This is a genomic window from Pseudomonas sp. N-1-13 (genome assembly GCF_057787095.1).
Genome location: NZ_JBYNRI010000001.1, coordinates 4,935,210 through 4,958,168, shown reverse-complemented (window position 1 = coordinate 4,958,168; position 22,959 = coordinate 4,935,210). Strand labels below are relative to the sequence as shown.

Genomic DNA, 22,959 nt, shown 5'->3' with positions numbered 1-22,959 from the left:
AATGGCACTTACTTAACGGCTAACTAGCTGATGTATCTATAAAAAATGACGAAGTTTGGCCTTGCTCTCTTAGGTGGAAAGCCTGCTCCAAGAAGAGCTCTATTAGTTTTTTTGGTTTTTTAAGGATTATTCAATGCACTATTTCGGCACGTCTCTCTTACTGTCCATGACATTGCTCCTGTCAGCCTGCAACACTACCCCCTACGACAAGGCTACCATCTACTACGACCGAACACAGTTTCCTGCACAACTTGTCAAGGACTACCCAGGACTGAACAGCCCTATTTTGCAACATGGCCGTTGCTCTCTGATCGTATCTACCCCGGGCTCGAATACCGGCACCTACTATTTCTGCACCTACGCGTTGACCGCCAATGATCTGTACGTTCAGGGTTGGGACACCAAGGCGTTGAAATACGTCGAGATCGCTCATGTGGATATATCGGCGCTTAAAAACGTCGCCCTGCATACGATTTTTCGGACCAGTCAGCTCCAGATGACGGAAGAACGGCGTCAATTGGCGTTGAGCGCGTCTATAGATGAGGGGGGCTATATCGACTCGGCAGCTACCAAGGAACTGTTTGAGGCAATTAAACGCAAGGGTGTGCCGGTGGTTAAAAGCGAAGGCATGATCAGCCCACCAGCGGGGCCCTCTCCGATGTTCATTCCAGTGGTTATTACGAAATGAATAGAGAAAGAGCTGGCCGACCGCTTTACCGGCTAATGGGTGTCCCCTTTTTTCTGTGGAGTTCGATAAAAGGGTAACGGGGTTTTATGATGTTTTTAAGGTCAAGGGTTGTGATTGATGCTTTGTTTAGATACCGGAATTATGTCGCAATTGGGCTGTTATTTGCTTCGGTCTTGAATGCTGTTCTAAAATTTAATGGTGGATGGGGGCGTTTTTTTCTAATGATTGTAGTTCAGCTGTTATTTGTGCAAGCTGTCTGGAATTATTTGAGAGGGGCTAGGATCGCTATCGGACCTAGCAGCTTGGGCGAAGATGCTGATCCTGAGTGGCGAGCTGCTTTAGCGATATTCTCTTTCACTCTATACGTAATCGTTTTTTTTCTAGATTTTGAAAGCGGTCTGTGAAAAAATCAAAGAGATGCGCGAGAAAGGGGGTAGGTTTTAAAGGGTAACGTGGTCTGTCCCCGTTTTTACTGTTTTCGTTTCGTGGACATGGTTTAAGGTTGAATAATGGAAGGCATTAAGTTGGTCGATAGTTTGGCTTCGGCGATAACCCGAGGGCAGATATTCCGACTCCCTGCCCGATGGCCGTATGAAGAAATTGTAGATTTTATGGTTCTCGATATTCCCGACGAGCAATACGGGCATTCTATAGCCGTTGCTTCAGGTAATAAGGCGGGGCTTTTAGTGGTGCGTTTGCCTGTGGAAAGTCGTTTGCCAGGTACTTGGGGCCTTTCAAGGGAGTGGGTAGTCAAAAACTGGGCTAAATGGATATATCCCGACTGCCCTGTTGAGAAGGTTTATCTGTTTAAGCAGGCAGAGGTTCCATTTAGTTTGATAGAGCGTTAATTGTTATTTTGTAATTGTGCGGCGGTTTGCCGTTCGCGCAGTTATAATGGGGGAGGTCGATTTGCTTGTGTTCCTTCTCAGGCGAAGAGGCAGGAATTAATCTGACCCTTTTCTGTTAATTGGTTTGGGAGTCACGGGGGGCGCGTTGTCCATACCGTTTCTTAAGTGGGGAGCGTGCTCTATCCCTAGATGCACTGGTGGGTTGTGCGTCAAAGTTAAACCCAGATAACTTTCGGAAAGCTAATGATGAGTTTCGAGTTGTTGGGTTTTGGTGATTTAGGTTCTGTGCATATCGGTATGACTCGCGATCAATCGAGGGCATTATTGGGGCGCGGTTTTGAGGAGTTTTTAAAAGCTGCTGATTCTACAGTTCCAACTGACGCGTACGATGATTTAGGAGTACACGTTTATTTTGATGAGAGTTACAGGGTCATCGGCGTGGAGTTCTTGAAATGGAGCGATCTCAGTTGGCGCGGACAGCATTTGTCCGGTGCAGATGTACTTGAAGTTCAGCAGTACATGGTTGCGCAAGGTGAGGCCCTGAACTTTAATAGCTCAGGGTTTGATGTGAACGGATTGGGTCTTAGAGTTTATGCGCCTGATATCGGTGAAGAGGACGCTGTGATAGAGACAGTTTATGTGAGTTTTGTAAAAGATAAATAAGTTGTTGTAAATCATTTGTATATGAGCAAGGCGCCTTAATTTTTTACGGCGGATTAATTTCCGGTTGTCCACATTCATCAAACGTGGACAAGTGGCGTTCGCTTTTTTTATGGTGTCAAAGGATATTTTTGATTTCGGCTTTGATACACCGAGGAGTCTGGTTTGGGGCTGCTGCGCAGCCCAGCGGGAGCAAGCTCCCTCGCCACGGGGTTTGCGGCGTCAGGAAGCGAAGCGGCACGAGTCATTCATTTGTGTCGGAAGGATCACCGGCCCCGAACCGAAACATCCCACAGCTTTTTAGGGTTGCCGCTCGGAAATGCGCTCTCTAACCTTTTCCTGTCGCTGCGATTCAGCGACCGGGAGTGGGAACCCGAAATTAATAGGTCGTAAGCCTCACGACCATAACGGCAAGTGATGGCTCCAATTTCATCAGGAGCATGCACATGAACGAAGGAAAGACTGAACCGAACTTCAACAGAACGAATCCATTAGCGGATTTCGACGCGATCGAAGACCTACTCAAAGACCGAGCCGCCGCCGAGCGGGCACTCAATCATTACCTCAATCCAAAAAAACCAGAGCCAAGCACCGACCCCCGTATCGACAGCCTGTTCTCCGTCACCGCCAAAGCCGACGCTGACACGCTGCTCACCAGCACCTCCGAAACCCTGGCTTCGGTAAAAGCCATGGCTGAGGACCTGGCGTTTGAAGTGGAGGGCACGCGGCGTAGTGTGGCGTTGGGGATTCATCAGTTGGTGGAGTTGTGCCAGTTGCTGGTGGATAAGGCATTGGATCAGCTTGAAGTGCCGGCCAGTCCGGCACCTTGATCCCCTCGCCACGGAAGTTGATCGTTCCCATGCTCCGCGTGGGAATGTAGCCCGGGACGCTCTGCGTCCCTTTCCAAAGCCGAACGTGGAGCGTCCGTGGAGGCATTCCCACGCGGAGCGTGGGAACGATCGGCAACGATCAGGCGGGTTACTGCATCAACACCTCAACCACCCCATCCGCCGTCATGTTCACTTTGCTGGTGCCTGCTTCGACTTCCGGCGTGACGGATTCAGCATCCATGGACGCCGCTTTCATCATCATCTGCGGGCGCATGTAGGGCTGTGGGTAGCCGTTGCTGTTGAGGTTCAGGTTGACGATTTTGTAACCCTTGCCGCCCAGGGCTTCGGTGGCCAGTTGGGCGCGGGCCTTGAAGGCGTTGACGGCGTCCTTGAGCAGGGCGTCTTCGCTGGTCTGGCGGGTGGCGGTGGAGATGGTGAAGTCCATGCCGCCCATTTTCAGGTCGGTGAGTAACTCGCCAGTGAGTTTGGACAGGGCCGCGAAGTCGGCGCTTTCCAGGCGCAGTTCAGCGCGTTCGCGCCAGCCGGTGATTTTCTGGCCTTTGTTGTCGTAGACCGGGTAGCTGTTGCGGCTGCCCTGGCGCAGGGTGATGTCCTTGACCTGCTTGGCCTGGCCAATGGCTTTGTTCAGCGTGGTGGTGACGGCCGCGGCGAGTTTGGCCGGGTCGGTGTTTTGTTCCTCGGTGTAGAGGGTGACGATCATCAGGTCGCGGGCGACTTCCTGGCTGGCTTCGGCGCGCAGGGAAATCTGGTTGTAGTGAAGCTCATCGGCGGCCAGGGCCGGCAGGCTGGCGACGGTGCCGAGGCTGAGGGCGAGCAGGGCGGCGTGACGACTGAACGTGTGCATGAAAGCTCCTTGGGATGAGGCGCAGGGGTGAGATCCGGACCTGCGTGAACGGTAAGACTCTAGCTTTTATGGGCGGGTTCGCACAGTTACAACTTCTATACAGATTGCAGGTGAGAGGCTTTTTGTGGCGAGGGGATTTATCCCCGCTGGACTGCGCAGCAGTCCCAGAATTGTCATGATCTAGCTCAGCGTGGTGCCCGACCTTATTTTGGGGGCCGCTTCGCCCCCCAGCGGGGATAAATCCCCTCGCCACAATGGTTAGTGTGTCATTTCGGGGCTGTGGCGCTTTGCCGCATAGCTGCCTGTGCAAGCCGCGCCTTGGTTATACTCCGTTCGATCCGCCTGGAGCGCTCATCAGGAGAGCTCATGCTCGCCCCTTTGCAAATGACTTCCGCCTCTCGCCAGAACCTCTGGCGTCTGACGTTTATCCGAATTCTGGTCCTGGCCGCCCAGGCCGGGTCCGTGGGGCTCGCCTATTGGTTCGAGCTGCTGCCGCTGCCGTGGCTGCAATTGGCGATCACCCTGGCCTGCTCTTCGATATTGTGTGCGCTGACCGCCATCCGCCTGCGCACCTCGTGGCCGGTGACTGAGCTGGAATACGCCGTGCAACTGGCCTGCGACCTGTTTATCCACAGCGCGTTGCTGTATTTCTCCGGCGGCTCCACCAACCCTTTCGTGTCCTATTACCTGGTGCCGCTGACCATCGCCGCGGTGACGTTGCCGTGGCGGTATTCGCTGATCCTGTCCGGCATCGCCCTGGCGCTGTACACCTTGTTGCTGGCACGGTTCTATCCGCTGGAAACCTTCCCCATTGCCCGGGAAAACCTGCAGATCTACGGCATGTGGCTGAGTTTCGCCCTGGCGGCGGCGGTCATTACGTTTTTTGCTGCGCGCATGGCCGAAGAGTTGCGTCGTCAAGAAGAGCTGCGGGCCATTCGCCGTGAAGAGGGCCTGCGGGACGAGCAATTGCTGGCCGTGGCGACCCAGGCCGCGGGTGCCGCCCATGAGTTGGGCACGCCGTTGGCCACCATGAGCGTACTGCTCAAGGAGATGCGCCAGGATCATCACGACCCGGCGCTGCAGGAAGACCTCGGTGTGTTGCAGGATCAGGTCCAGCTCTGCAAGGAAACCCTGCAGTACCTGGTGCGTGCCGCCGAGGCCAATCGCCGGCTGGCCATCGACATGCAGGACGTCACCGACTGGCTCGACGAGGCCCTGAATCGCTGGCACCTGATGCGCCCAGAGGCCAGTTATCGCTTCCAGCGTCTGGGTCAAGGACCGGTGCCGCGCATGGCGCCGCCGCCGGACCTGACCCAGGCGTTGCTCAACTTGTTGAACAACGCCGCCGACGCCTGCCCCGAAGGCCTGGAAGTGGCGCTGGACTGGAATGCCTACGAGCTGACCATCAGCATCCGTGACCATGGCGCCGGTGTGCCGCTGGCGATTGCCGAGCAAATCGGCAAGCCGTTCTACACCACCAAGGGCAAAGGTTTCGGCCTGGGCCTGTTTTTGAGCAAGGCCAGCGTGACACGCGCCGGCGGCTCGGTGAAACTCTACCCCCATGAGGAGGGCGGCACGCTCACCGAGCTGCGCCTGCCCCATGCCGACCGAGGAGACGAACATGAGTGACGAGATCCAAGTCGACGGCGAAGAACTGCCGCATCTGTTGCTGGTGGACGACGACGCCACCTTCACCCGCGTCATGGCCCGGGCCATGTCCCGTCGGGGCTTTCGCGTGAGCACCGCAGGTTCTGCCGAGGAGGGCTTGAGCATCGCCCAGGCCGACCTGCCGGACTACGCCGCGCTGGATTTGAAAATGGACGGCGACTCGGGCCTGGTGCTGTTGCCCAAGCTGCTGGAGCTGGACCCGGAAATGCGCGTGGTGATCCTCACCGGCTATTCGAGCATCGCCACCGCGGTCGAGGCGATCAAGCGCGGCGCCTGCAATTACCTGTGCAAACCGGCCGACGCCGATGACGTGCTGGCGGCCCTGTTGTCCGAACACGCCGATCTGGACACCCTGGTGCCGGAAAACCCCATGTCGGTGGACCGCCTGCAATGGGAGCACATCCAGCGGGTGCTGACCGAGCACGAAGGCAACATTTCCGCCACTGCCCGCGCCTTGGGCATGCACCGGCGCACCTTGCAGCGCAAATTGCAGAAGCGCCCCGTGCGTCGCTGAACCTGCGCTGAACAGATGTTGTCCACCCTCGCGGCAAATCGGGCCGTTGTTCTATGATCGGCCCGAGTTTTTTTTCTTTACAGAGCCTTAACCATGAATCAGAACGCTGAATATTCCGCGGTCAATGATGCGGTGCGCGGGCAGTTTTTCCGCCGTGTCTGGCAAATGACCACGCCGTACTGGCGCAGTGAGGAGAAGGGCAAGGCCTGGACGCTGTTGATTGCCGTCATCGTGCTGTCGTTGTTCAGCGTGGCGATTTCGGTGTGGATCAACAGTTGGTACAAGGATTTCTATAACGCCTTGCAGGAGAAGGACAGCGTCGCGTTCTGGCGGTTGATCCTGTATTTCTGCGGCATCGCCGCGGTGGCGATCCTGGGCGCGGTGTATCGCTTGTACCTCACGCAGATGCTCACCATTCGCTGGCGGGCCTGGCTCACGGAGAAACACTTCGCCCGTTGGCTCAATGACAAGAATTACTACCGGCTGGAGCAGGGCGGTTACACCGATAACCCGGACCAGCGGATCTCCGAAGACCTCAACAGTTTTACCAGCAACACCTTGGGACTGGGCCTGGGGCTGCTGCGCACCGTGGTCAGCCTGGTGTCGTTCTCGATCATTTTGTGGGGCGTGTCGGGCAGCATCCAGGTATTTGGCTACACCATCCCCGGCTACATGTTCTGGTGTGCGCTGGTGTATGCGGCGGTGGGCAGTTGGCTGACGCACCTGATCGGCCGTCGCTTGATCGGCCTGAACAACAACCAGCAACGCTTTGAAGCCGACCTGCGTTTTTCCATGGTGCGGGTGCGTGAGAACGCCGAGAGCATTGCCTTGTACAACGGCGAACCCAACGAGAACCGCCGCTTGAGTGGCCGCTTTGGTCTGGTCTGGCATAACTTCTGGGACATCATGCGGGTGTCCAAGCGCTTGACCTTCTTCACCTCCGGCTACGGCCAGATTGCGATCATCTTCCCGTTCATCGTCGCCGCGCCGCGCTACTTCGCCGGCAAAATCCAGCTGGGCGAGCTTATGCAGATCAACTCGGCGTTCGGCAATGTGCAGGAGAATTTCAGTTGGTTCATCAGCGCGTACACCGACCTCGCCGCGTGGCGCGCCACGTGTGACCGTCTGCTGAGCTTCCGCCAGGCCATGAGCGACAACGAAGACCGCGTGCCGGCCATCGATGTGCAGAACCAAGGCCATGCATTGAAAGTGCAAAACCTGGGGTTGGACCTGGCCGATGGCCGCCATCTGCTCAGCCATACCGACATGACCGTCGAGCCGGGCGAACGGGTGATGCTCAGCGGGCGTTCGGGCAGCGGTAAATCCACCCTGTTCCGGGCAATGGGGCATTTGTGGCCGGATGGCCACGGCGCGATCCGGTTGCCCGCGGCGCGTTATCTGTTCCTGCCGCAAAAACCTTATCTGCCCATTGGCACGTTGCGCGAAGCGCTGAGTTATCCACAACCGGGCGACACGTACCCGCCAGAGCGTTATGCCCAAGTGCTGGAAACCTGTCGCCTGCCGCATCTGGTGGCGCGACTGGACGAAGCCAACCATTGGCAGCGCATGCTCTCGCCCGGCGAGCAGCAACGCCTGGCGTTCGCCCGCGCATTGCTCTACGCACCACAATGGTTGTATATGGACGAAGCCACGTCGGCGATGGACGAAGAAGATGAAGCGACGCTGTACCAGGCGCTGATTGACCAGTTGCCGGGGCTGAGCATTGTCAGCGTTGGCCATCGCAGCAGTTTGAAACGGTTCCATCCGCGACATGTGCGTATCGAAAATGGCCAACTGGTGGAGCAAGCTGTAGTCGCCTGATTGTCATTGCCGAACACCGTTGTGGCGAGGGGATTTATCCCCGTTGGGTGCGAAGCGCCCCTTCAAAATCAAAGGTCAACGATATTGATCTGCTGGTAGATCAAGAGGGCTGCTCCGCAGCCCAGCGGGGATAAATCCCCTCGCCACAACGGTGCATGGCGGCAAACTTTGCCAAGACCGCCAGGGAGCACGGTGATCGTACAACCCCGTTGCGCTATCATGATGCGCATTCAGCCGCTTGCCGAGACACAGACACATGGAAAGACCGATCGACGTACCACGCCTTCCCCGCAAGCGCCGCAGCCTGGCGCAGGAGCTGGTGACGGTGTTGACCGAGCAGATTCGCGACGGTCTGCTCAAGCGTGGCGATAAATTGCCCACCGAGTCGGCGATCATGGAAGCCCATGGCGTCAGCCGCACCGTGGTGCGCGAGGCGATTTCCCGTTTGCAGGCCGCCGGCCAGGTGGAAACCCGCCACGGCATCGGCACCTTCGTGCTGGACACGCCCAGCCCGAGCGGCTTTCGCATCGACCCGGCGACGGTGGTCACCTTGCGTGACGTGCTGGCGATCCTGGAGTTGCGCATCAGCCTGGAAGTGGAATCGGCAGGCCTTGCAGCCCAGCGCCGCAGCGACGAGCAACTGGCTGCGATGCGCGCAGCCCTGGATGCGCTGAACGAAAGCGCCGCTCACGCCAGCGACGCGGTGGCCTCGGACTTCGCCTTCCACCTTGAAATCGCCCTGTCCACCGGCAACCGCTACTTCACTGACATCATGACCCACCTGGGCACCAGCATCATCCCGCGCACCCGGTTGAATTCGGCGCGCCTGGCTCACGACGACCACCAGCACTACATGGACCGCCTGAGCCGTGAGCACGAGGAAATCTACGAAGCCATCGCCCGCCAGGACTCCGACGCGGCCCGTGCGGCCATGCGCTTGCACCTGACCAACAGCCGCGAACGGCTGCGCCAGGCTCATGAAGAGGCGCAGGCGCAGGGTTAGAGGCGCTTCACTGCTCTTTTGGCTAGGGAGGATTCAAGCCTCATCCGTTTCGTAATCAACGTATTCGACAGAACCATCAAAAAGGACCTTGAATTTTTTTTGGGTAACCACCCATTCAGTTCCCGGTATCGCTTCAAACTCAATACGGTCGCCGATACTGACATGGAAGTCGAAATCGGACGGCAACTCTTGCACGTTGCGTCCCGTTACCTTAGGGAAATGAAATCGATGTTGGGTTTTCATGGCCTATGGACCTGCTCGTGGAGGGAGGAGGCGATTTTCAATCTCCCTCACCCGCGTCCGAAACTGTAATAACTTACAGTCGCGATGAGCGGTCCGCTGCCTCGCAGGGCAAGATTCCTCAGTTTGCCAGCAAACCTCAAAGGCCCGATCTCAAAGGCTTTTCGCCAAACTCCGCGCACCTGACCCCCGACAAAAGACGAAATGCAGTTGACGTTCGTATTTTAAGTTGTACGATGACTTACAACTTCTCTTGAAGCTGAACCGTTTCCTACAACACAACATTTGCGTCCAGGGTGTTCGAATAATGAATCCACAAGAACTGAAGTCCATCCTCTCGTCTGGCCTGCTGTCTTTCCCGGTCACCGATTTCACTGCTCAAGGCGATTTCAATCGCGACAGCTACGTCAAGCGCCTCGAGTGGCTGGCCCCGTATGGCGCCTCGGCACTTTTCGCGGCCGGTGGCACCGGTGAGTTTTTCTCCCTGGCCGCCAGCGAGTATTCGCAAGTCATCAAGACAGCTGTTGATACCTGCGCCACCAGCGTGCCAATCCTCGCCGGTGTCGGCGGTGCTACCCGCCAGGCCATCGAGTACGCTCAGGAAGCCGAGCGTCTGGGCGCCAAGGGCCTGTTGCTGCTGCCGCACTACCTGACTGAAGCCAGCCAGGACGGCGTAGCCGCCCACGTTGAAGCCGTGTGCAAATCGGTGAAGATCGGCGTGGTGGTTTACAACCGCAACGTCTGCCGCCTGAACGCCACGCACTTGGAGCAACTGGCCGAGCGCTGCCCGAACCTGATCGGCTACAAGGATGGCCTGGGCGATATCGAACTGATGGTGTCGATCCGCCGTCGTCTCGGCGATCGTTTCAGCTACCTGGGCGGCCTGCCGACCGCAGAAGTCTATGCCGCGGCCTACAAGGCCCTGGGCGTGCCGGTCTACTCCTCGGCGGTGTTCAACTTCATTCCGAAAACCGCGATGGATTTCTACCACGCCATTTCCCGTGAAGATCACGCGACCGTCGGCAAGATCATCGACGACTTCTTCCTGCCTTACCTGGACATTCGTAACCGCAAGGCCGGTTATGCCGTGAGCATCGTCAAGGCTGGCGCGAAGATCGTCGGCTACGACGCAGGTCCTGTGCGTACGCCGCTGACCGACCTGCTGCCGGAAGAATACGAAGCCCTGGCCGCGCTGATCGACAAGCAAGGCAAGCAGTAACAGACCCGACAAAGCCGCTGAGCAATCAGCGGCTTTTTGCGTAAGGCTTGATCGTTCCCACGCTCCGCGTGGGCACGCAGCCAGGGACGCTCTGCGTTCCTAGACAGCTATTGTAGAAGGAGTAGCTCCGTGGCAGATTCAAAGCGTTTCGATAACTACATCAACGGTCAGTGGGTGGCCGGTGCCGACTATTGCACCAACATCAACCCGTCTGACTTGTCCGATGTCATTGGTGAATACGCCAAGGCTGATGCAGCTCAAGTCAATGCCGCCATCGAAGCCGCCCGCGCCGCGTTCCCGGCCTGGTCGACCTCGGGCATCCAGGCCCGTCACGATGCGCTGGACAAAGTCGGCAGCGAGATCCTCGCCCGCCGCGAAGAACTCGGCCAACTGTTGGCCCGGGAAGAGGGCAAGACCCTGCCCGAAGCCATTGGCGAAGTGACCCGCGCCGGCAACATTTTCAAGTTTTTCGCTGGCGAGTGCCTGCGCCTGTCGGGCGATTACCTGCCGTCGGTGCGCCCGGGCGTCAACGTCGAAGTCACCCGTGAAGCGTTGGGTGTGGTCGGTTTGATCACGCCGTGGAACTTCCCGATCGCGATCCCTGCCTGGAAGATCGCCCCGGCGCTGGCCTACGGCAACTGTGTGGTGATCAAGCCCGCCGAATTGGTGCCAGGTTGTGCCTGGGCCCTGGCGGACATCATTTCCCGCGCCGGTTTCCCGGCCGGTGTGTTCAACCTGGTGATGGGCAGCGGCCGTGTGGTCGGTGAAGTCCTGGTCAACAGCCCGAAGGTCGACGGTATCAGCTTCACCGGTTCCGTGGGCGTGGGGCGGCAGATCGCGGTCAATTGCGTGGCGCGCCAGGCCAAGGTGCAACTGGAGATGGGCGGCAAGAACCCGCAGGTCATCCTCGACGACGCCGATCTCAAACAGGCTGTCGAACTGGCGGTGCAGAGCGCGTTCTACTCCACCGGCCAGCGTTGCACGGCTTCGAGCCGCCTGATCGTGACCGCCGGCATCCACGACAAGTTCGTCGCTGCCATGGCCGAGCGCATGCAGTCGATCAAGGTCGGTCATGCCTTGAAGGCCGGCACCGATATCGGGCCGGTGGTTTCCGAAGCCCAGCTCAACCAGGACTTGAAGTACATCGACATCGGCCAGAGCGAAGGTGCGCGGCTGGTTAGCGGTGGCGGCCTGGTGACGTGTGACACCGAAGGTTATTTCCTGGCGCCGACACTGTTTGCCGACAGCGAAGCCTCGATGCGCATCAGCCGCGAAGAAATCTTTGGCCCGGTGGCCAACGTCGTGCGTGTGGCCGATTATGAAGCGGCGCTGGCGATGGCCAACGACACCGAGTTCGGGCTGTCCGCCGGTATCGCCACCACCTCGCTCAAATATGCCAACCACTTCAAGCGTCATTCCCAGGCGGGCATGGTGATGGTCAATCTGCCGACCGCCGGCGTGGATTACCATGTACCGTTCGGCGGCCGCAAAGGTTCGTCCTATGGCTCGCGCGAGCAAGGTCGCTATGCGCAAGAGTTCTACACCGTGGTGAAAACTTCTTACATCGGATCGTAATTGCGACACCGGCCGGAGCGGGACAACCCGCCCGGCCGTACAACCAGATTTCCCGTATAAAAATAAATAGTGGAAGTAGATTTAAATGCAAGAAACCAAGCCGACTCGCGTCCGCTATTTGATCCTGCTCATGCTGTTTCTGGTGACAACGATCAACTATGCCGACCGCGCAACCATCGCTATCGCCGGCTCCAGCCTGCAGAAAGACCTCGGCATCGATGCCGTTACCCTCGGTTATATCTTCTCCGCCTTCGGCTGGGCCTACGTGGCCGGGCAGATCCCGGGCGGCTGGCTGCTTGACCGGTTCGGGTCGAAAAAAATCTATGCCTTGAGCATTTTTACCTGGTCGCTGTTCACCGTGCTGCAAGGCTATGTCGGTGAATTCGGCGTCTCCACCGCCGTGGTGGCGCTGTTCATGCTGCGCTTTCTGGTGGGGCTGGCCGAGGCGCCTTCCTTCCCGGGTAACGCCCGCATCGTCGCGGCCTGGTTCCCCACCGCTGAACGCGGCACCGCGTCGGCGATTTTCAACTCGGCCCAGTATTTCGCCACGGTGTTGTTTGCGCCGCTGATGGGCTGGATCGTCTACCGCTTTGGCTGGCAGCATGTGTTCATCGTGATGGGCGTGGTCGGTATCGTGTTCTCGCTGGTCTGGCTGAAGGTTATCCACAGCCCGCGTCAGCACCCGATGATCAACGAGGCCGAGTTCAATCACATCGCCGCCAACGGCGCGATGGTCGACATGGACCAGGACAAGGGCAGGGGTAAGAAGACCGACGGTCCGAAGTGGGATTACATCCGCCAACTGCTGACCAACCGCATGATGCTCGGCGTGTACCTGGGCCAATACTGCATCAACGGCATCACCTACTTCTTCCTGACCTGGTTCCCGGTGTACTTGGTGCAGGAGCGCGGCATGACCATCCTCAAGGCTGGTTTCATCGCCTCCTTGCCGGCGATCTGCGGCTTCATCGGCGGCGTGCTCGGCGGGGTGATTTCCGACTACCTGCTGCGCAAGGGCCACTCGCTGACCTTCGCTCGCAAGGCGCCGATCATCGCCGGCCTGCTGGTGTCCAGCAGCATCGTGGCGTGCAACTACGTGGACATCGAATGGATGGTGGTGGGCTTCATGGCCCTGGCCTTCTTCGGTAAAGGCGTAGGCGCACTGGGTTGGGCCGTGGTGTCCGACACTTCGCCAAAACAGATCGCCGGTCTGAGCGGCGGCCTGTTCAACACCTTCGGCAACCTGGCTTCGATCACCACGCCGATCGTTATCGGCTACATCATCAGCTCCACCGGTTCGTTCAAATGGGCGCTGGTGTTCGTGGGCTGCAACGCGCTGATGGCGGTGTTCAGTTACCTGGTGATCGTCGGGCCGATCAAGCGTGTCGTGCTCAAAGAGCCTGCGGCCCGGGATGATCAACTTTCCAGCCTGTCTGAAGCGAAATCCTGAAGGAGCGATGTCGATGCAACTGATTGAACATGCCGATTCGCCCCGTTACATCCGCCTGAATGAGCGGGACAACGTGGTCATTGTGGTGAACGACCAGGGCGTGCCAGCCGGGACTGAGTTCCCGGATGGCCTGGTCACCGTGGACTTTGTACCGCAGAGCCACAAGGTCACCCTGGAAGATATTCCCGAGGGCGGCGAGGTGATTCGCTACGGCCAGGTCATTGGCTACGCATTGCAACCAATCCCCCGTGGCAGTTGGGTCAAGGAAGACCAACTGCGCATGCCCACCGCGCCGCCGCTGGACAGCCTGCCGCTGTCCACCGACGTGCCGGCGGCCGAAGCGCCGTTGCAAGGCTACACCTTCGAGGGTTATCGCAACGCCGACGGTACCGTGGGCACGCGCAACATCCTGGGCATCACCACCACGGTGCAGTGCGTGACCGGGGTGCTGGACCATGCGGTCAAGCGCATCAAGGACGAATTGCTGCCCAAGTACCCGAACGTCGATGACGTGGTGGCGCTGACCCACAGCTACGGCTGCGGCGTGGCGATCACCGCCACCGACGCGTACATCCCGATCCGCACCGTGCGCAATCTGGCCCGCAATCCGAACCTGGGGGGCGAAGCACTGGTGATCAGCCTGGGCTGCGAGAAATTGCAGGCCGGGCAGGTGATGCATGAAAACGACAGCTCGGTGGACCTCAGCGAGCCGTGGCTGTATCGCTTGCAGGATTCCAGTCACGGTTTCACCGAAATGATCGAGCAGATCATGGAACTGGCCGAAACCCGGCTGAAGAAACTCGACCTGCGCCGTCGTGAAACCGTGCCGGCCTCAGAACTGATCCTGGGCATGCAGTGCGGTGGCAGCGATGCGTTTTCCGGCATCACCGCCAACCCGGCCCTGGGCTATGCCTCGGACCTGCTGCTGCGGGCCGGGGCGACGGTGATGTTTTCCGAAGTCACCGAAGTGCGCGATGCGATCTACCTGCTGACCTCCCGGGCGCAAACCCGGGAAGTCGCCCAGGAGCTGGTACGCGAGATGGACTGGTACGACCGTTACCTGGCCAAGGGCGAGGCCGATCGCAGTGCCAACACCACGCCGGGCAACAAGAAAGGCGGGCTGTCGAACATCGTCGAAAAATCCCTGGGCTCGATCGTCAAGTCCGGCAGCAGTGCGATCAACGGCGTTCTGGGTCCGGGCGAGCGCTTCAAGCAGAAGGGCCTGATCTTCTGCGCCACGCCGGCCAGTGATTTTGTCTGCGGCACCTTGCAACTGGCGGCGGGGATGAACCTGCACGTATTCACCACCGGCCGTGGCACGCCGTACGGCTTGGCCATGGCGCCGGTGGTAAAGGTCTCGACCCGCACCGAACTGGCCCAGCGCTGGCCGGACCTGATCGACATCGACGCCGGCCGGATCGCCACCGGGCGCGCCTCCATCGAGGAACTGGGCTGGGAACTGTTCCATTACTACCTGGACGTGGCCAGCGGCAAGAAACAGACCTGGGCCGAGCGGCACAAGCTGTACAACGACATCACCTTGTTCAACCCGGCGCCGATTACTTGATGATTTCGTGATCGCTGGAGATCCAGTGTGGGAGCGAGCTTGCTCGCGATGACGGCGGTACATTCAGCATTTATGCAAGCTGACACACCGCTATCGCGAGCAAGCTCGCTCCCACAGGGGTTTGTGGTGAATATGGATTTTGTTCACCCAGGAACAAATGTGGGAGCGAGCTTGCTCGCGATAGCGGTCTACCAGACGCCAGTGTCGTTAGTGGCTATCATTAGCCACCTAACGACACCCTTCTCAAGGTCCCCGGCATGCTGGCAATTTTCCTCGAAACCCTGAACATCACCGCACCGGTGTTTGCCATGTTGTTTCTGGGGACACTGCTCAAGCGCCTTTACTGGATCAACGACAATTTCATTCACATCGCCTCGTCCCTGGTGTTCAACGTCACCATGCCGGCGCTGTTGTTCCTCGGCATCCTGCATGCCGATCTCCACGCGGCATTGCAGCCGGACCTGCTGATCTATTTCTCCATTGCCACCCTGGTGTGCTTTGCCGTGGCCTGGGGCTGGGCGATCTGGCGTTGTCCGCGTGAGGACCGTGGCATCTATACCCAGGGCGCCTTTCGCGGCAACAACGGCGTGATCGGCCTGGCACTGGCGGCGAGCATGTATGGCGACTACGGGATTTCCCTGGGGTCGATACTCGCGGCGCTGGTGATCCTGTTCTACAACACCCTGTCGACCATCGTGCTGGCGGTCTACAGCCCAGTGATCAAGTCCGACCCCTGGAGCATCTGCAAAAGCGTGGTCAGCAACCCGCTGATCATCAGTGTGGTCGTAGCCGCGCCGTTGGCCTATTGGCAGATAGGCCTGCCGAACTGGTTCGAAACCTCGGCCAAATACCTTGCCCAGATGACTTTGCCGCTGGCGTTGATTTGCATCGGCGGCACGCTGTCGCTGGCGGCGCTGCGCAAAAGCGGCAAGATGGCCCTGAGTTCGAGCCTGGTGAAAATGATCGGCCTGCCCCTGCTGGCCACCCTCGGCGCCTGGCTCTGGGGTTTTCGCGGGGCGGAGCTGGGAATTCTGTTCCTGTACTTTGGCAGCCCCACCGCCGCCGCCAGTTACGTCATGGCCCGCGCGGCCGATGGCAACCATGAACTGGCCGCGGCGATCATCGTCATCACCACGCTGATGGCGGCGATTACCACCAACCTGGGGATTTTTGTGTTGCAGTGGGGTGGGTGGATCTAGGTTCTGGGTTGTGGTGTTCTTGAGGGCCCATCGCGAGCAGGCTCGCTCCCACAGTAGATGGCGGTGTACACAAGTTTCCAGTCCGCCTGCGATCTCTGTGGGAGCGAGCCTGCTCGCGATAGCGATCTAACAGTCACTCAGATTTCTGATAACTATCGATCACTTCCTGCGCCGCCCGAAACGCATCAATCGCCGCCGGCACCCCCGCATACACCGCGCAATGCAGCAACGCCTCGCGAATCTCTTCCACTGTACAGCCGTTGTTCAAGGCCCCGCGCACGTGGCCTTTCAATTCCTGCGGGCATTTGAGAGCGGTGAGGGCGGCGAGGGTGATCAGGCTGCGGGTTTTGAGCGGCAGGCCTTCGCGGCTCCAGACGCTGCCCCAGGCATGCTCGTTGACGAAATCCTGCAGCGGCTGGGTGAATTCGGTGGCGTTGCCCAGGGCACGGTCGACGAACGCGTCGCCCATCACCTGGCGGCGCATGTCCAGGCCGGTCTTTGGAGTGTCGGTCATGGCAAATCCCTCTTGTGGTGTTGACGGCGCCAGGCGCGCAAGGAGCTGAACAGCAAAAACGCGAGCAGGGCCGGCAGCACATAGAACAGCATCAGTCGTTCCAGTTGGCCGGCCAGAGGCATGCCGGTAGTGAACGACACCACATGCAGCCCATAGGCCAGGTACAAGCCCAAAAACAGCAGACCTTCGGCGCGGGTGACGCGGTAGCCGGAATAAAACACCGGCAGGCACAGTACCGCCACGCCGAGCATCACCGGCAGGTCGAAATCCAGAGCATTGGGGGACACCGAGAGCGGCGAGGGCGCGGCGAGGGCTGTCACCCCCAGCACGCCCAGCAGGTTGAACAGGTTGCTGCCGATCACGTTGCCCACGGCAATGTCTCGCTGGCCCCGCAGGGCGGCGATCAGCGAGGTGGCGAGTTCCGGCAGCGAGGTGCTGACGGCGACGATGGTCAGGCCGATGATGCGTTCCGACAGCCCCAGGTCCGTCGCCACTTCCACCGCCGCGCCCAACAGCAAGTGCCCGGCGAAAATCAGCATCGCCAGGCCCACGACCATCATCGACAGGCTTTTGGGCCATGACACTTGCGCCACGTCCACGCCCATCCCATGCGGTCGCCCCGAATGCCGCGACTGGCGCAGCAACAGGCCCAGGTACACCGCCAGGGCCATCAACAGCAACGCGCCGTCCAGTTGCGTCAGTTCCTCGTTCCAGGCCAGCACGAACACCAGTAGGCTGGCGCCGATCATCAGCGGGATGTCCAGGCGCACCAGTTGACGCGAGACGCGCAACGGAATGATCAGGGCCGACAACCCGAGGGTGACGAGGATGTTGAAGATGCTGCTGCCGATCACGCTGCCCACGGCGATGTCAGCGTTCTGCGCCAGGGTCGCTTGCAGGCTGACAGCCATTTGCGGGGCGCTGCTGCCAAAGGCGACCACGGTCAGGCCGATGATCAGCGGACGCACCTGCAAACGTGCCGCCAGGCCCACGGCGGCGCGCACCAGCAGCTCGGCCCCGGCGATCAGCAACAGCAGGCCACCGAACAGTTCGATCAGGCTCAGCAGCGGGATGGCATTGAGTAGGGAAATGTCCGGGCTCCGTCTATCAATCGTCGAGGGCTTGCACGCGCACCCGTGCGGTGCCGCTGCGTAGCATGCCCAGTTGCTCGGCGGCAGCGCGGGATACATCGATCAGGCGGCCACGAGTATAGGGGCCACGGTCGTTGATGCGGACCACGACACTGTCGTTGTTTTTCAGGTTGGTGACTTTCACCCGTGTGCCGAACGGCAACCGGCGATGGGCGGCGGTCAAGCCATGCTGGTTGAAGCGCTCGCCGCTGGCGGTGCGCTTGCCATGGTGCCTGGCACCGTAATAAGAGGCGACGCCGGTCTGGTCATAGCCGTGTGGATCGACCGTCCCGCTCTGGCTGGCGCAACCGGCCAACAGGGACAGCAGGGCGCAGGCGCCGAGGAGACGCTTCATGTAGGGGTTTCCAACTACAGATAGGGGCGCTGGCCAGTGAGAGAAAAGCCTGTGGGAGCAAAGCTTGCTCGCGACGAACGATAACGCAGTCCACTGATGGATCAAGGTGTCTTCATCGCGAGCAAGCTTTGCTCCCACAGGATCTCTCCCACAAGGGAGAGTGGAGCCAGGCTTGAAATCTGGCTCCATGGTCATCAGCCCTCGAGCTTGCTTTTAAGCAGTTCGTTGACCTGTTGCGGGTTGGCCTTGCCCTTGGAGGCTTTCATGGCCTGGCCGACGAAGAAACCGAACATCTTGCCGCGCTTGGCTTCGTCTGCCGCACGGTATTGCTCGACTTGCTCGGCGTTGGCCGCGAGCATTTCATCGAGTACGGCGCTGATCGCACCGGTGTCGGTGACTTGCTTCAGGCCGCGCTTCTCAATGATCTCATCAGCGCTGCCTTCACCATTGGCCATGGCTTCGAAGACCATTTTGGCGATCTTGCCGGAAATGGTGTTGTCCTTGATCCGCAACAGCATGCCGCCCAGTTGCTCGGCCGATACCGGCGACTGGTCGATCTCCAGGCCCTGCTTGTTCAGCAGACTGCCCAATTCCACCATCACCCAGTTGGCCGCCAGCTTGGCGTCGCCGCCGATGCTCACGACTTTTTCGAAGTAATCGGCCTGTTCGCGGCTGGTGGCCAGGACGTTGGCGTCATAGCTCGACAGCCCGAACTGCGCCTGGAAGCGCTCGCGTTTCTGGGGTGGCAGTTCCGGCAAGGTGGCACGCACGTCATTGAGGAACGAGTCCTCGATCACCACCGGCAGCAGATCCGGGTCGGGGAAGTAACGGTAGTCGTTGGCTTCCTCTTTACTGCGCATCGGACGGGTCTCGTCCTTGTTCGGGTCGTACAGGCGGGTCTGCTGGATGACCTTGCCGCCGTCCTCGATCAGTTCGATCTGGCGCTGGATCTCGCTGTTGATCGCTTTCTCGATGAAGCGGAACGAGTTGACGTTCTTGATCTCGCAGCGGGTGCCGAATTCAACCTGGCCCTTGGGCCGGATCGACACGTTGCAGTCGCAACGCAGCGAGCCTTCGGCCATGTTGCCGTCGCAAATGCCCAGGTAGCGCACCAGCGCGTGGATCGCCTTGACGTAGGCTACGGCTTCCTTGGCACTGCGCATGTCCGGTTCAGAGACGATTTCCAGCAACGGCGTGCCGGCACGGTTCAGGTCGATGCCGGTGGCGCCGCTGAATTCTTCGTGCAGGCTCTTGCCGGCGTCTTCTTCCAGGTGCGCACGGGTGATACCAACGCGCTTGACCGTGCCGTCTTCCAGGGCGATGTCCAGGTGGCCCTTGCCGACAATCGGCAACTCCATCTGGCTGATCTGGTAGCCCTTGGGCAGGTCCGGATAGAAGTAGTTCTTGCGGGCGAATACGTTGTGCTGGCCAATCTCGGCGTCAATCGCCAGACCGAACATCACCGCCATGCGCACGGCTTCGGCGTTGAGCACCGGCAACACGCCGGGCATGCCCAGGTCGACCAGGCTGGCCTGGGTGTTGGGCTCGGAGCCGAACGTGGTGGAGCTACCGGAAAAGATTTTCGACCGGGTGGTGAGCTGGGTATGAATCTCCAGCCCGATCACGACTTCCCATTGCATGTGTTTCTCCTCAGAAGCCGATTGGGGTGCGGGTGTGCCAGTCAGTGTTCAACTGATACTGGTGCGCCACATTGAGCAGGCGGCCTTCCTGGAAGTACGGCGCGAGCAACTGCACGCCCACCGGCAGGCCATCGACGAAACCGGCCGGCATGGACAGGCCCGGCAAGCCGGCGAGGTTGGCGGTGATGGTGTAGACGTCTTCCAAGTACTCAGCGACCGGGTCGCTGCTCTTGGCGCCGAGTTTCCAGGCCGGGTTCGGCGTGGTTGGGCCAAGGATGATGTCGACCTCGTTGAAGGCGGCCATGAAGTCGTTCTTCACCAGGCGACGGATTTTCTGCGCCTTGAGGTAGTAGGCATCGTAGTAGCCGGCGGACAGCGCGTAGGCACCGACCATGATCCGGCGCTGCACTTCGGCGCCGAAGCCTTCGCCACGGGAGCGCTTGTACAGGTCCATCAGGTTGTCCGGATTTTCGCAGCGATAGCCGAAGCGCACGCCGTCGAAACGCGACAGGTTCGAGGACGCTTCCGCCGGGGCGATCACGTAGTACGCCGGAATCGCGTGCTGCATGTTCTGCAGGCTGATTGGCTTGATCACCGCGCCGAGCTTCTCCAGTTCCTTGATGCTGTTGTGGGTCAGCTCGGCGATGCGCGGGTCCAGGCCGGCGCTGAAATATTCCTTCGGCACGCCGATGCGCAGGCCCTGCAACGAGCCGTTGAGGCTGGCGCTGTAGTCCGGCACCGGTTCATCGATGCTGGTGGAGTCGTTCGGATCGAAGCCAGCCATGCCTTGCAGCAGGATCGCGCAGTCTTCGGCGGTGCGGGCCAGCGGACCGCCCTGGTCGAGGCTGGAGGCGTAGGCGATCATGCCCCAGCGCGATACGCGGCCATAGGTCGGCTTCAGGCCCGTGAGGTTGGTAAACGCCGCCGGCTGGCGAATCGAACCGCCAGTGTCGGTGGCGGTGGCGGCCGGCAGCAGGCGCGCGGCCACGGCGGCAGCGGAACCACCGGACGAGCCACCCGGTACGTGTTCCAGGTTCCACGGGTTTTTCACTGCGCCGTAGTAGCTCGACTCGTTGGCCGAACCCATGGCGAATTCGTCCATGTTGGTCTTGCCCAGGGTCACGGCGCCGGCTGCGGCCAGTTTGGCGACCACGGTGGCATCGTACGGGGCCTTGAAGTTGTCGAGCATCTTCGAGCCGCAACTGGTGCGGATGCCCTGGGTGCAGAACAGATCCTTGTGGGCAATCGGTGCGCCGAGCAGGGCGCCGCTCTCACCGTTGGCGCGACGGGCGTCGGCGGCCTTGGCCTGGCTCAGGGCCAGTTCTTCGGTGAGGCTGATGAAGCTGTTGAGCTGCGGGTCGAGCTGGGCGATGCGCGCCAGGAGGGCCTGGGTCAGCTCTTCGGAAGAAAACTTTTTATCGGCGAGTCCGCGGGCGATCTCGGCCAGGGTCATGTGATGCATGAGAGGCTCTTTCCCTTTAGTCGATGACTTTCGGAACCAGGTACAGGCCGTTTTCGACCGCTGGTGCGATGGACTGGTAGGCCTCGCGGTGATTGGACTCGGTCACGACGTCGGCGCGCAGGCGCTGGCTGGCTTCCAGTGGGTGGGCCAGGGGTTCGATGCCGTCGGTGTTGACCGCCTGCATCTCGTCGACCAGCCCCAGAATGCTGTTCAGGGCAGAAGTAATGTGTGGAAGATCGGCTTCATCGAGGCCCAGACAGGCCAGGTGAGCGATTTTTTCCACGTCGGAGCGTTCAAGCGCCATGGGATTCTCCAGTGGAAAACAAAACGGACGCAATCTGTCCGTGTGTTAGATTGTCGGAACACTACCGCATTTCTACGGTCCAGTGCCCTGTATCACAAATACTGTTCCTTTTTGACGGCCTCTATTGTCGTCAACAAAGGAACGTATCTGCGAAACAGGGCATTGGCCGCGATTTCGGGGTTTGGTGCACAGAAAAGCGGCCAATTTAACATATTGGCGCCTTGCCCAAAATCCCTGTCGTTGTTAGAGTTTGCCGCACTTTTTTACCCACGCGTTGCCTAGGGTCCCTTTCCCATGTTCAAGAAACTGCGTGGCATGTTTTCCAGCGATCTTTCCATTGACCTGGGCACTGCCAACACCCTTATTTACGTGCGCGAGCGCGGTATCGTCCTGAATGAACCCTCGGTCGTGGCCATCCGCACCCACGGTAACCAGAAGAGTGTCGTGGCTGTCGGTACCGAAGCCAAGCGCATGCTGGGCCGTACTCCGGGCAACATTGCAGCCATTCGCCCCATGAAGGACGGCGTGATCGCCGACTTCAGCGTCTGCGAAAAGATGCTGCAGTACTTCATCAACAAAGTTCACGAAAACAGTTTCCTGCAGCCCAGCCCTCGCGTGCTGATCTGCGTGCCCTGCAAGTCCACCCAGGTGGAGCGTCGTGCCATCCGTGAGTCGGCCCTTGGCGCCGGTGCCCGTGAAGTGTTCCTGATCGAAGAACCGATGGCCGCTGCCATCGGTGCCGGCCTGCCGGTCGAAGAGGCCCGTGGTTCGATGGTCGTCGATATCGGTGGTGGTACCACTGAAATCGCCTTGATCTCCCTCAACGGTGTGGTCTACGCCGAGTCCGTACGTGTGGGCGGCGACCGTTTCGACGAAGCGATCATCACCTACGTGCGCCGCAACTACGGCAGCCTGATCGGCGAATCCACCGCCGAGCGCATCAAGCAGGAAATCGGCACGGCCTATCCGGGCGGCGAAGTACGTGAAGTCGACGTTCGCGGCCGTAACCTGGCTGAAGGCGTTCCACGTGCCTTCACCCTCAACTCCAACGAAGTGCTCGAAGCACTGCAAGAGTCGCTGGCGACCATCGTGCAGGCGGTCAAGAGTGCTCTGGAGCAGTCGCCGCCGGAACTGGCGTCGGACATCGCCGAGCGCGGCCTGGTGCTGACCGGTGGTGGCGCGCTGTTGCGTGACCTCGACAAGCTGCTGGCTCAGGAAACCGGCTTGCCGGTGATCGTTGCCGAAGACCCGCTGACTTGCGTTGCCCGCGGCGGTGGCCGTGCATTGGAAATGATGGACAAGCACACCATGGATCTGCTCTCCAGCGAATAAGCCCGCCTGGATGGTCTATGTTGTTCGCTCCCCGGGCAGCACTTTGCAGTGCTGCCCGTTGACGTTTATCTTCTG

23 protein-coding genes are annotated in these 22,959 nt (G+C 59.7%); 15 read left to right on the top strand and 8 right to left on the bottom strand.

Annotation, left to right across the window (positions count from 1 at the left end):
- Nucleotides 1-133 precede the first annotated feature (133 nt).
- From AC3I65_RS22270 to AC3I65_RS22250, 5 genes are all read left to right on the top strand, one after another.
- The gene (locus AC3I65_RS22270) at nt 134-688 is read left to right on the top strand and encodes a hypothetical protein (RefSeq protein ID WP_488524173.1); all 555 of its coding nucleotides are present in this window, start codon (nt 134-136) and stop codon (nt 686-688) included.
- Nucleotides 689-798: 110 nt separating this feature from the next.
- A complete protein-coding gene (locus AC3I65_RS22265; RefSeq protein ID WP_173406559.1) occupies nt 799-1,092 on the top strand; it encodes a hypothetical protein in 294 nt (97 codons plus the stop codon).
- Between the two features lie 105 nt (nt 1,093-1,197).
- A complete protein-coding gene (gene imm45 / locus AC3I65_RS22260) occupies nt 1,198-1,536 on the top strand; it encodes an Imm45 family immunity protein (protein ID WP_488524172.1) in 339 nt (112 codons plus the stop codon).
- A gap of 246 nt (nt 1,537-1,782) precedes the next feature.
- Nucleotides 1,783-2,199, top strand: coding sequence for a hypothetical protein (locus AC3I65_RS22255; protein ID WP_488524171.1), 417 nt, complete (start codon nt 1,783-1,785; stop codon nt 2,197-2,199).
- A 443-nt stretch (nt 2,200-2,642) separates the two neighbouring features.
- Nucleotides 2,643-3,026 carry a DUF6124 family protein gene (locus AC3I65_RS22250; protein ID WP_488524170.1) on the top strand — a complete coding sequence of 128 codons (384 nt, stop codon included), beginning with the start codon at nt 2,643-2,645 and terminating at the stop codon, nt 3,024-3,026.
- Nucleotides 3,027-3,174: 148 nt separating this feature from the next.
- Here the strand turns inward: AC3I65_RS22250 and AC3I65_RS22245 are convergent, their stop codons facing one another.
- Complete coding sequence (locus AC3I65_RS22245; RefSeq protein WP_107321875.1) at nt 3,175-3,891, bottom strand: SIMPL domain-containing protein; 717 nt, start codon at nt 3,889-3,891, stop codon at nt 3,175-3,177.
- A gap of 366 nt (nt 3,892-4,257) precedes the next feature.
- Here AC3I65_RS22245 and AC3I65_RS22240 point away from each other — a divergent pair, with 366 nt between their 5' ends.
- The 4 genes from AC3I65_RS22240 to AC3I65_RS22225 all read left to right on the top strand — a co-directional run bounded on the left by AC3I65_RS22240 (nt 4,258) and on the right by AC3I65_RS22225 (nt 8,897).
- Nucleotides 4,258-5,520 (top strand): ATP-binding protein, encoded by a 1,263-nt coding sequence (locus AC3I65_RS22240; protein WP_047229018.1) that lies wholly within the window; start codon nt 4,258-4,260, stop codon nt 5,518-5,520.
- Nucleotides 5,513-6,073, top strand: a complete 561-nt coding sequence (locus AC3I65_RS22235) for a response regulator transcription factor (RefSeq protein ID WP_047229017.1) — start codon at nt 5,513-5,515, stop codon at nt 6,071-6,073. Before AC3I65_RS22240 ends, AC3I65_RS22235 begins: the two co-directional genes overlap by 8 nt.
- Nucleotides 6,074-6,166: 93 nt before the next feature.
- Complete coding sequence (locus AC3I65_RS22230; protein WP_047229016.1) at nt 6,167-7,894, top strand: ABC transporter ATP-binding protein/permease; 1,728 nt, start codon at nt 6,167-6,169, stop codon at nt 7,892-7,894.
- 256 nt (nt 7,895-8,150) lie between these two features.
- A complete protein-coding gene (locus AC3I65_RS22225) occupies nt 8,151-8,897 on the top strand; it encodes a FadR/GntR family transcriptional regulator (RefSeq protein WP_047229015.1) in 747 nt (248 codons plus the stop codon).
- Nucleotides 8,898-8,930: 33 nt separating this feature from the next.
- On the opposite strand, the gene AC3I65_RS22220 is transcribed toward AC3I65_RS22225, so the two are convergent.
- A complete protein-coding gene (locus AC3I65_RS22220) occupies nt 8,931-9,140 on the bottom strand; it encodes a hypothetical protein (RefSeq protein WP_107321876.1) in 210 nt (69 codons plus the stop codon).
- A gap of 304 nt (nt 9,141-9,444) precedes the next feature.
- Here AC3I65_RS22220 and kdgD point away from each other — a divergent pair, with 304 nt between their 5' ends.
- From kdgD to AC3I65_RS22195, 5 genes are all read left to right on the top strand, one after another.
- Nucleotides 9,445-10,356 carry a 5-dehydro-4-deoxyglucarate dehydratase gene (gene kdgD / locus AC3I65_RS22215; protein WP_047229014.1) on the top strand — a complete coding sequence of 304 codons (912 nt, stop codon included), beginning with the start codon at nt 9,445-9,447 and terminating at the stop codon, nt 10,354-10,356.
- A gap of 129 nt (nt 10,357-10,485) precedes the next feature.
- On the top strand, nt 10,486-11,931 hold the full coding sequence (locus AC3I65_RS22210) for an aldehyde dehydrogenase family protein (protein ID WP_047228689.1): 1,446 nt from the start codon (nt 10,486-10,488) through the stop codon (nt 11,929-11,931).
- An 85-nt stretch (nt 11,932-12,016) separates the two neighbouring features.
- The gene (locus tag AC3I65_RS22205) at nt 12,017-13,381 is read left to right on the top strand and encodes an MFS transporter (protein WP_047228688.1); all 1,365 of its coding nucleotides are present in this window, start codon (nt 12,017-12,019) and stop codon (nt 13,379-13,381) included.
- A gap of 13 nt (nt 13,382-13,394) precedes the next feature.
- The gene (garD, locus tag AC3I65_RS22200; RefSeq protein ID WP_076383555.1) at nt 13,395-14,948 is read left to right on the top strand and encodes a galactarate dehydratase; all 1,554 of its coding nucleotides are present in this window, start codon (nt 13,395-13,397) and stop codon (nt 14,946-14,948) included.
- A gap of 257 nt (nt 14,949-15,205) precedes the next feature.
- Nucleotides 15,206-16,147 carry an AEC family transporter gene (locus AC3I65_RS22195; RefSeq protein ID WP_488524169.1) on the top strand — a complete coding sequence of 314 codons (942 nt, stop codon included), beginning with the start codon at nt 15,206-15,208 and terminating at the stop codon, nt 16,145-16,147.
- 133 nt (nt 16,148-16,280) lie between these two features.
- Here AC3I65_RS22195 and AC3I65_RS22190 read toward each other — a convergent pair whose 3' ends face one another.
- The 6 genes from AC3I65_RS22190 to gatC all read right to left on the bottom strand — a co-directional run bounded on the left by AC3I65_RS22190 (nt 16,281) and on the right by gatC (nt 21,552).
- Nucleotides 16,281-16,661 carry a carboxymuconolactone decarboxylase family protein gene (locus tag AC3I65_RS22190; RefSeq protein ID WP_076383558.1) on the bottom strand — a complete coding sequence of 127 codons (381 nt, stop codon included), beginning with the start codon at nt 16,659-16,661 and terminating at the stop codon, nt 16,281-16,283.
- Entirely contained in the window at nt 16,658-17,719 is a 1,062-nt protein-coding gene (locus AC3I65_RS22185) for a calcium/sodium antiporter (protein WP_047228693.1), read from the bottom strand. The genes AC3I65_RS22190 and AC3I65_RS22185 overlap by 4 nt, the downstream gene beginning before the upstream one ends.
- Nucleotides 17,720-17,768: 49 nt before the next feature.
- The gene (locus AC3I65_RS22180) at nt 17,769-18,146 is read right to left on the bottom strand and encodes a septal ring lytic transglycosylase RlpA family protein (RefSeq protein ID WP_488524168.1); all 378 of its coding nucleotides are present in this window, start codon (nt 18,144-18,146) and stop codon (nt 17,769-17,771) included.
- 194 nt (nt 18,147-18,340) lie between these two features.
- Nucleotides 18,341-19,786, bottom strand: coding sequence for an Asp-tRNA(Asn)/Glu-tRNA(Gln) amidotransferase subunit GatB (gatB, locus tag AC3I65_RS22175; protein WP_488524167.1), 1,446 nt, complete (start codon nt 19,784-19,786; stop codon nt 18,341-18,343).
- A 10-nt stretch (nt 19,787-19,796) separates the two neighbouring features.
- A complete protein-coding gene (gatA, locus tag AC3I65_RS22170; RefSeq protein WP_488524166.1) occupies nt 19,797-21,248 on the bottom strand; it encodes an Asp-tRNA(Asn)/Glu-tRNA(Gln) amidotransferase subunit GatA in 1,452 nt (483 codons plus the stop codon).
- A gap of 16 nt (nt 21,249-21,264) precedes the next feature.
- Complete coding sequence (gene gatC, locus AC3I65_RS22165; protein ID WP_047228681.1) at nt 21,265-21,552, bottom strand: Asp-tRNA(Asn)/Glu-tRNA(Gln) amidotransferase subunit GatC; 288 nt, start codon at nt 21,550-21,552, stop codon at nt 21,265-21,267.
- A gap of 294 nt (nt 21,553-21,846) precedes the next feature.
- Here gatC and mreB point away from each other — a divergent pair, with 294 nt between their 5' ends.
- Nucleotides 21,847-22,884, top strand: a complete 1,038-nt coding sequence (gene mreB, locus AC3I65_RS22160; protein WP_002555108.1) for a rod shape-determining protein MreB — start codon at nt 21,847-21,849, stop codon at nt 22,882-22,884.
- Nucleotides 22,885-22,959: the final 75 nt, after the last annotated feature.

What these genes read in the sequence shown, in the direction of transcription:
- AC3I65_RS22270 (WP_488524173.1), top strand. Translation starts at nt 134, where the DNA reads ATGCACTATTTCGGCACGTCTCTCTTACTGTCCATGACATTGCTCCTG.
- imm45 (WP_488524172.1), top strand. Translation starts at nt 1,198, where the DNA reads ATGGAAGGCATTAAGTTGGTCGATAGTTTGGCTTCGGCGATAACCCGA.
- AC3I65_RS22255 (WP_488524171.1), top strand. Translation starts at nt 1,783, where the DNA reads ATGAGTTTCGAGTTGTTGGGTTTTGGTGATTTAGGTTCTGTGCATATC.
- AC3I65_RS22250 (WP_488524170.1), top strand. Translation starts at nt 2,643, where the DNA reads ATGAACGAAGGAAAGACTGAACCGAACTTCAACAGAACGAATCCATTA.
- AC3I65_RS22245 (WP_107321875.1), bottom strand. Translation starts at nt 3,891, where the DNA reads ATGCACACGTTCAGTCGTCACGCCGCCCTGCTCGCCCTCAGCCTCGGC.
- AC3I65_RS22240 (WP_047229018.1), top strand. Translation starts at nt 4,258, where the DNA reads ATGCTCGCCCCTTTGCAAATGACTTCCGCCTCTCGCCAGAACCTCTGG.
- AC3I65_RS22235 (WP_047229017.1), top strand. Translation starts at nt 5,513, where the DNA reads ATGAGTGACGAGATCCAAGTCGACGGCGAAGAACTGCCGCATCTGTTG.
- AC3I65_RS22230 (WP_047229016.1), top strand. Translation starts at nt 6,167, where the DNA reads ATGAATCAGAACGCTGAATATTCCGCGGTCAATGATGCGGTGCGCGGG.
- AC3I65_RS22225 (WP_047229015.1), top strand. Translation starts at nt 8,151, where the DNA reads ATGGAAAGACCGATCGACGTACCACGCCTTCCCCGCAAGCGCCGCAGC.
- AC3I65_RS22220 (WP_107321876.1), bottom strand. Translation starts at nt 9,140, where the DNA reads ATGAAAACCCAACATCGATTTCATTTCCCTAAGGTAACGGGACGCAAC.
- kdgD (WP_047229014.1), top strand. Translation starts at nt 9,445, where the DNA reads ATGAATCCACAAGAACTGAAGTCCATCCTCTCGTCTGGCCTGCTGTCT.
- AC3I65_RS22205 (WP_047228688.1), top strand. Translation starts at nt 12,017, where the DNA reads ATGCAAGAAACCAAGCCGACTCGCGTCCGCTATTTGATCCTGCTCATG.
- garD (WP_076383555.1), top strand. Translation starts at nt 13,395, where the DNA reads ATGCAACTGATTGAACATGCCGATTCGCCCCGTTACATCCGCCTGAAT.
- AC3I65_RS22195 (WP_488524169.1), top strand. Translation starts at nt 15,206, where the DNA reads ATGCTGGCAATTTTCCTCGAAACCCTGAACATCACCGCACCGGTGTTT.
- AC3I65_RS22190 (WP_076383558.1), bottom strand. Translation starts at nt 16,661, where the DNA reads ATGACCGACACTCCAAAGACCGGCCTGGACATGCGCCGCCAGGTGATG.
- AC3I65_RS22180 (WP_488524168.1), bottom strand. Translation starts at nt 18,146, where the DNA reads ATGAAGCGTCTCCTCGGCGCCTGCGCCCTGCTGTCCCTGTTGGCCGGT.
- gatB (WP_488524167.1), bottom strand. Translation starts at nt 19,786, where the DNA reads ATGCAATGGGAAGTCGTGATCGGGCTGGAGATTCATACCCAGCTCACC.
- gatA (WP_488524166.1), bottom strand. Translation starts at nt 21,248, where the DNA reads ATGCATCACATGACCCTGGCCGAGATCGCCCGCGGACTCGCCGATAAA.
- gatC (WP_047228681.1), bottom strand. Translation starts at nt 21,552, where the DNA reads ATGGCGCTTGAACGCTCCGACGTGGAAAAAATCGCTCACCTGGCCTGT.
- mreB (WP_002555108.1), top strand. Translation starts at nt 21,847, where the DNA reads ATGTTCAAGAAACTGCGTGGCATGTTTTCCAGCGATCTTTCCATTGAC.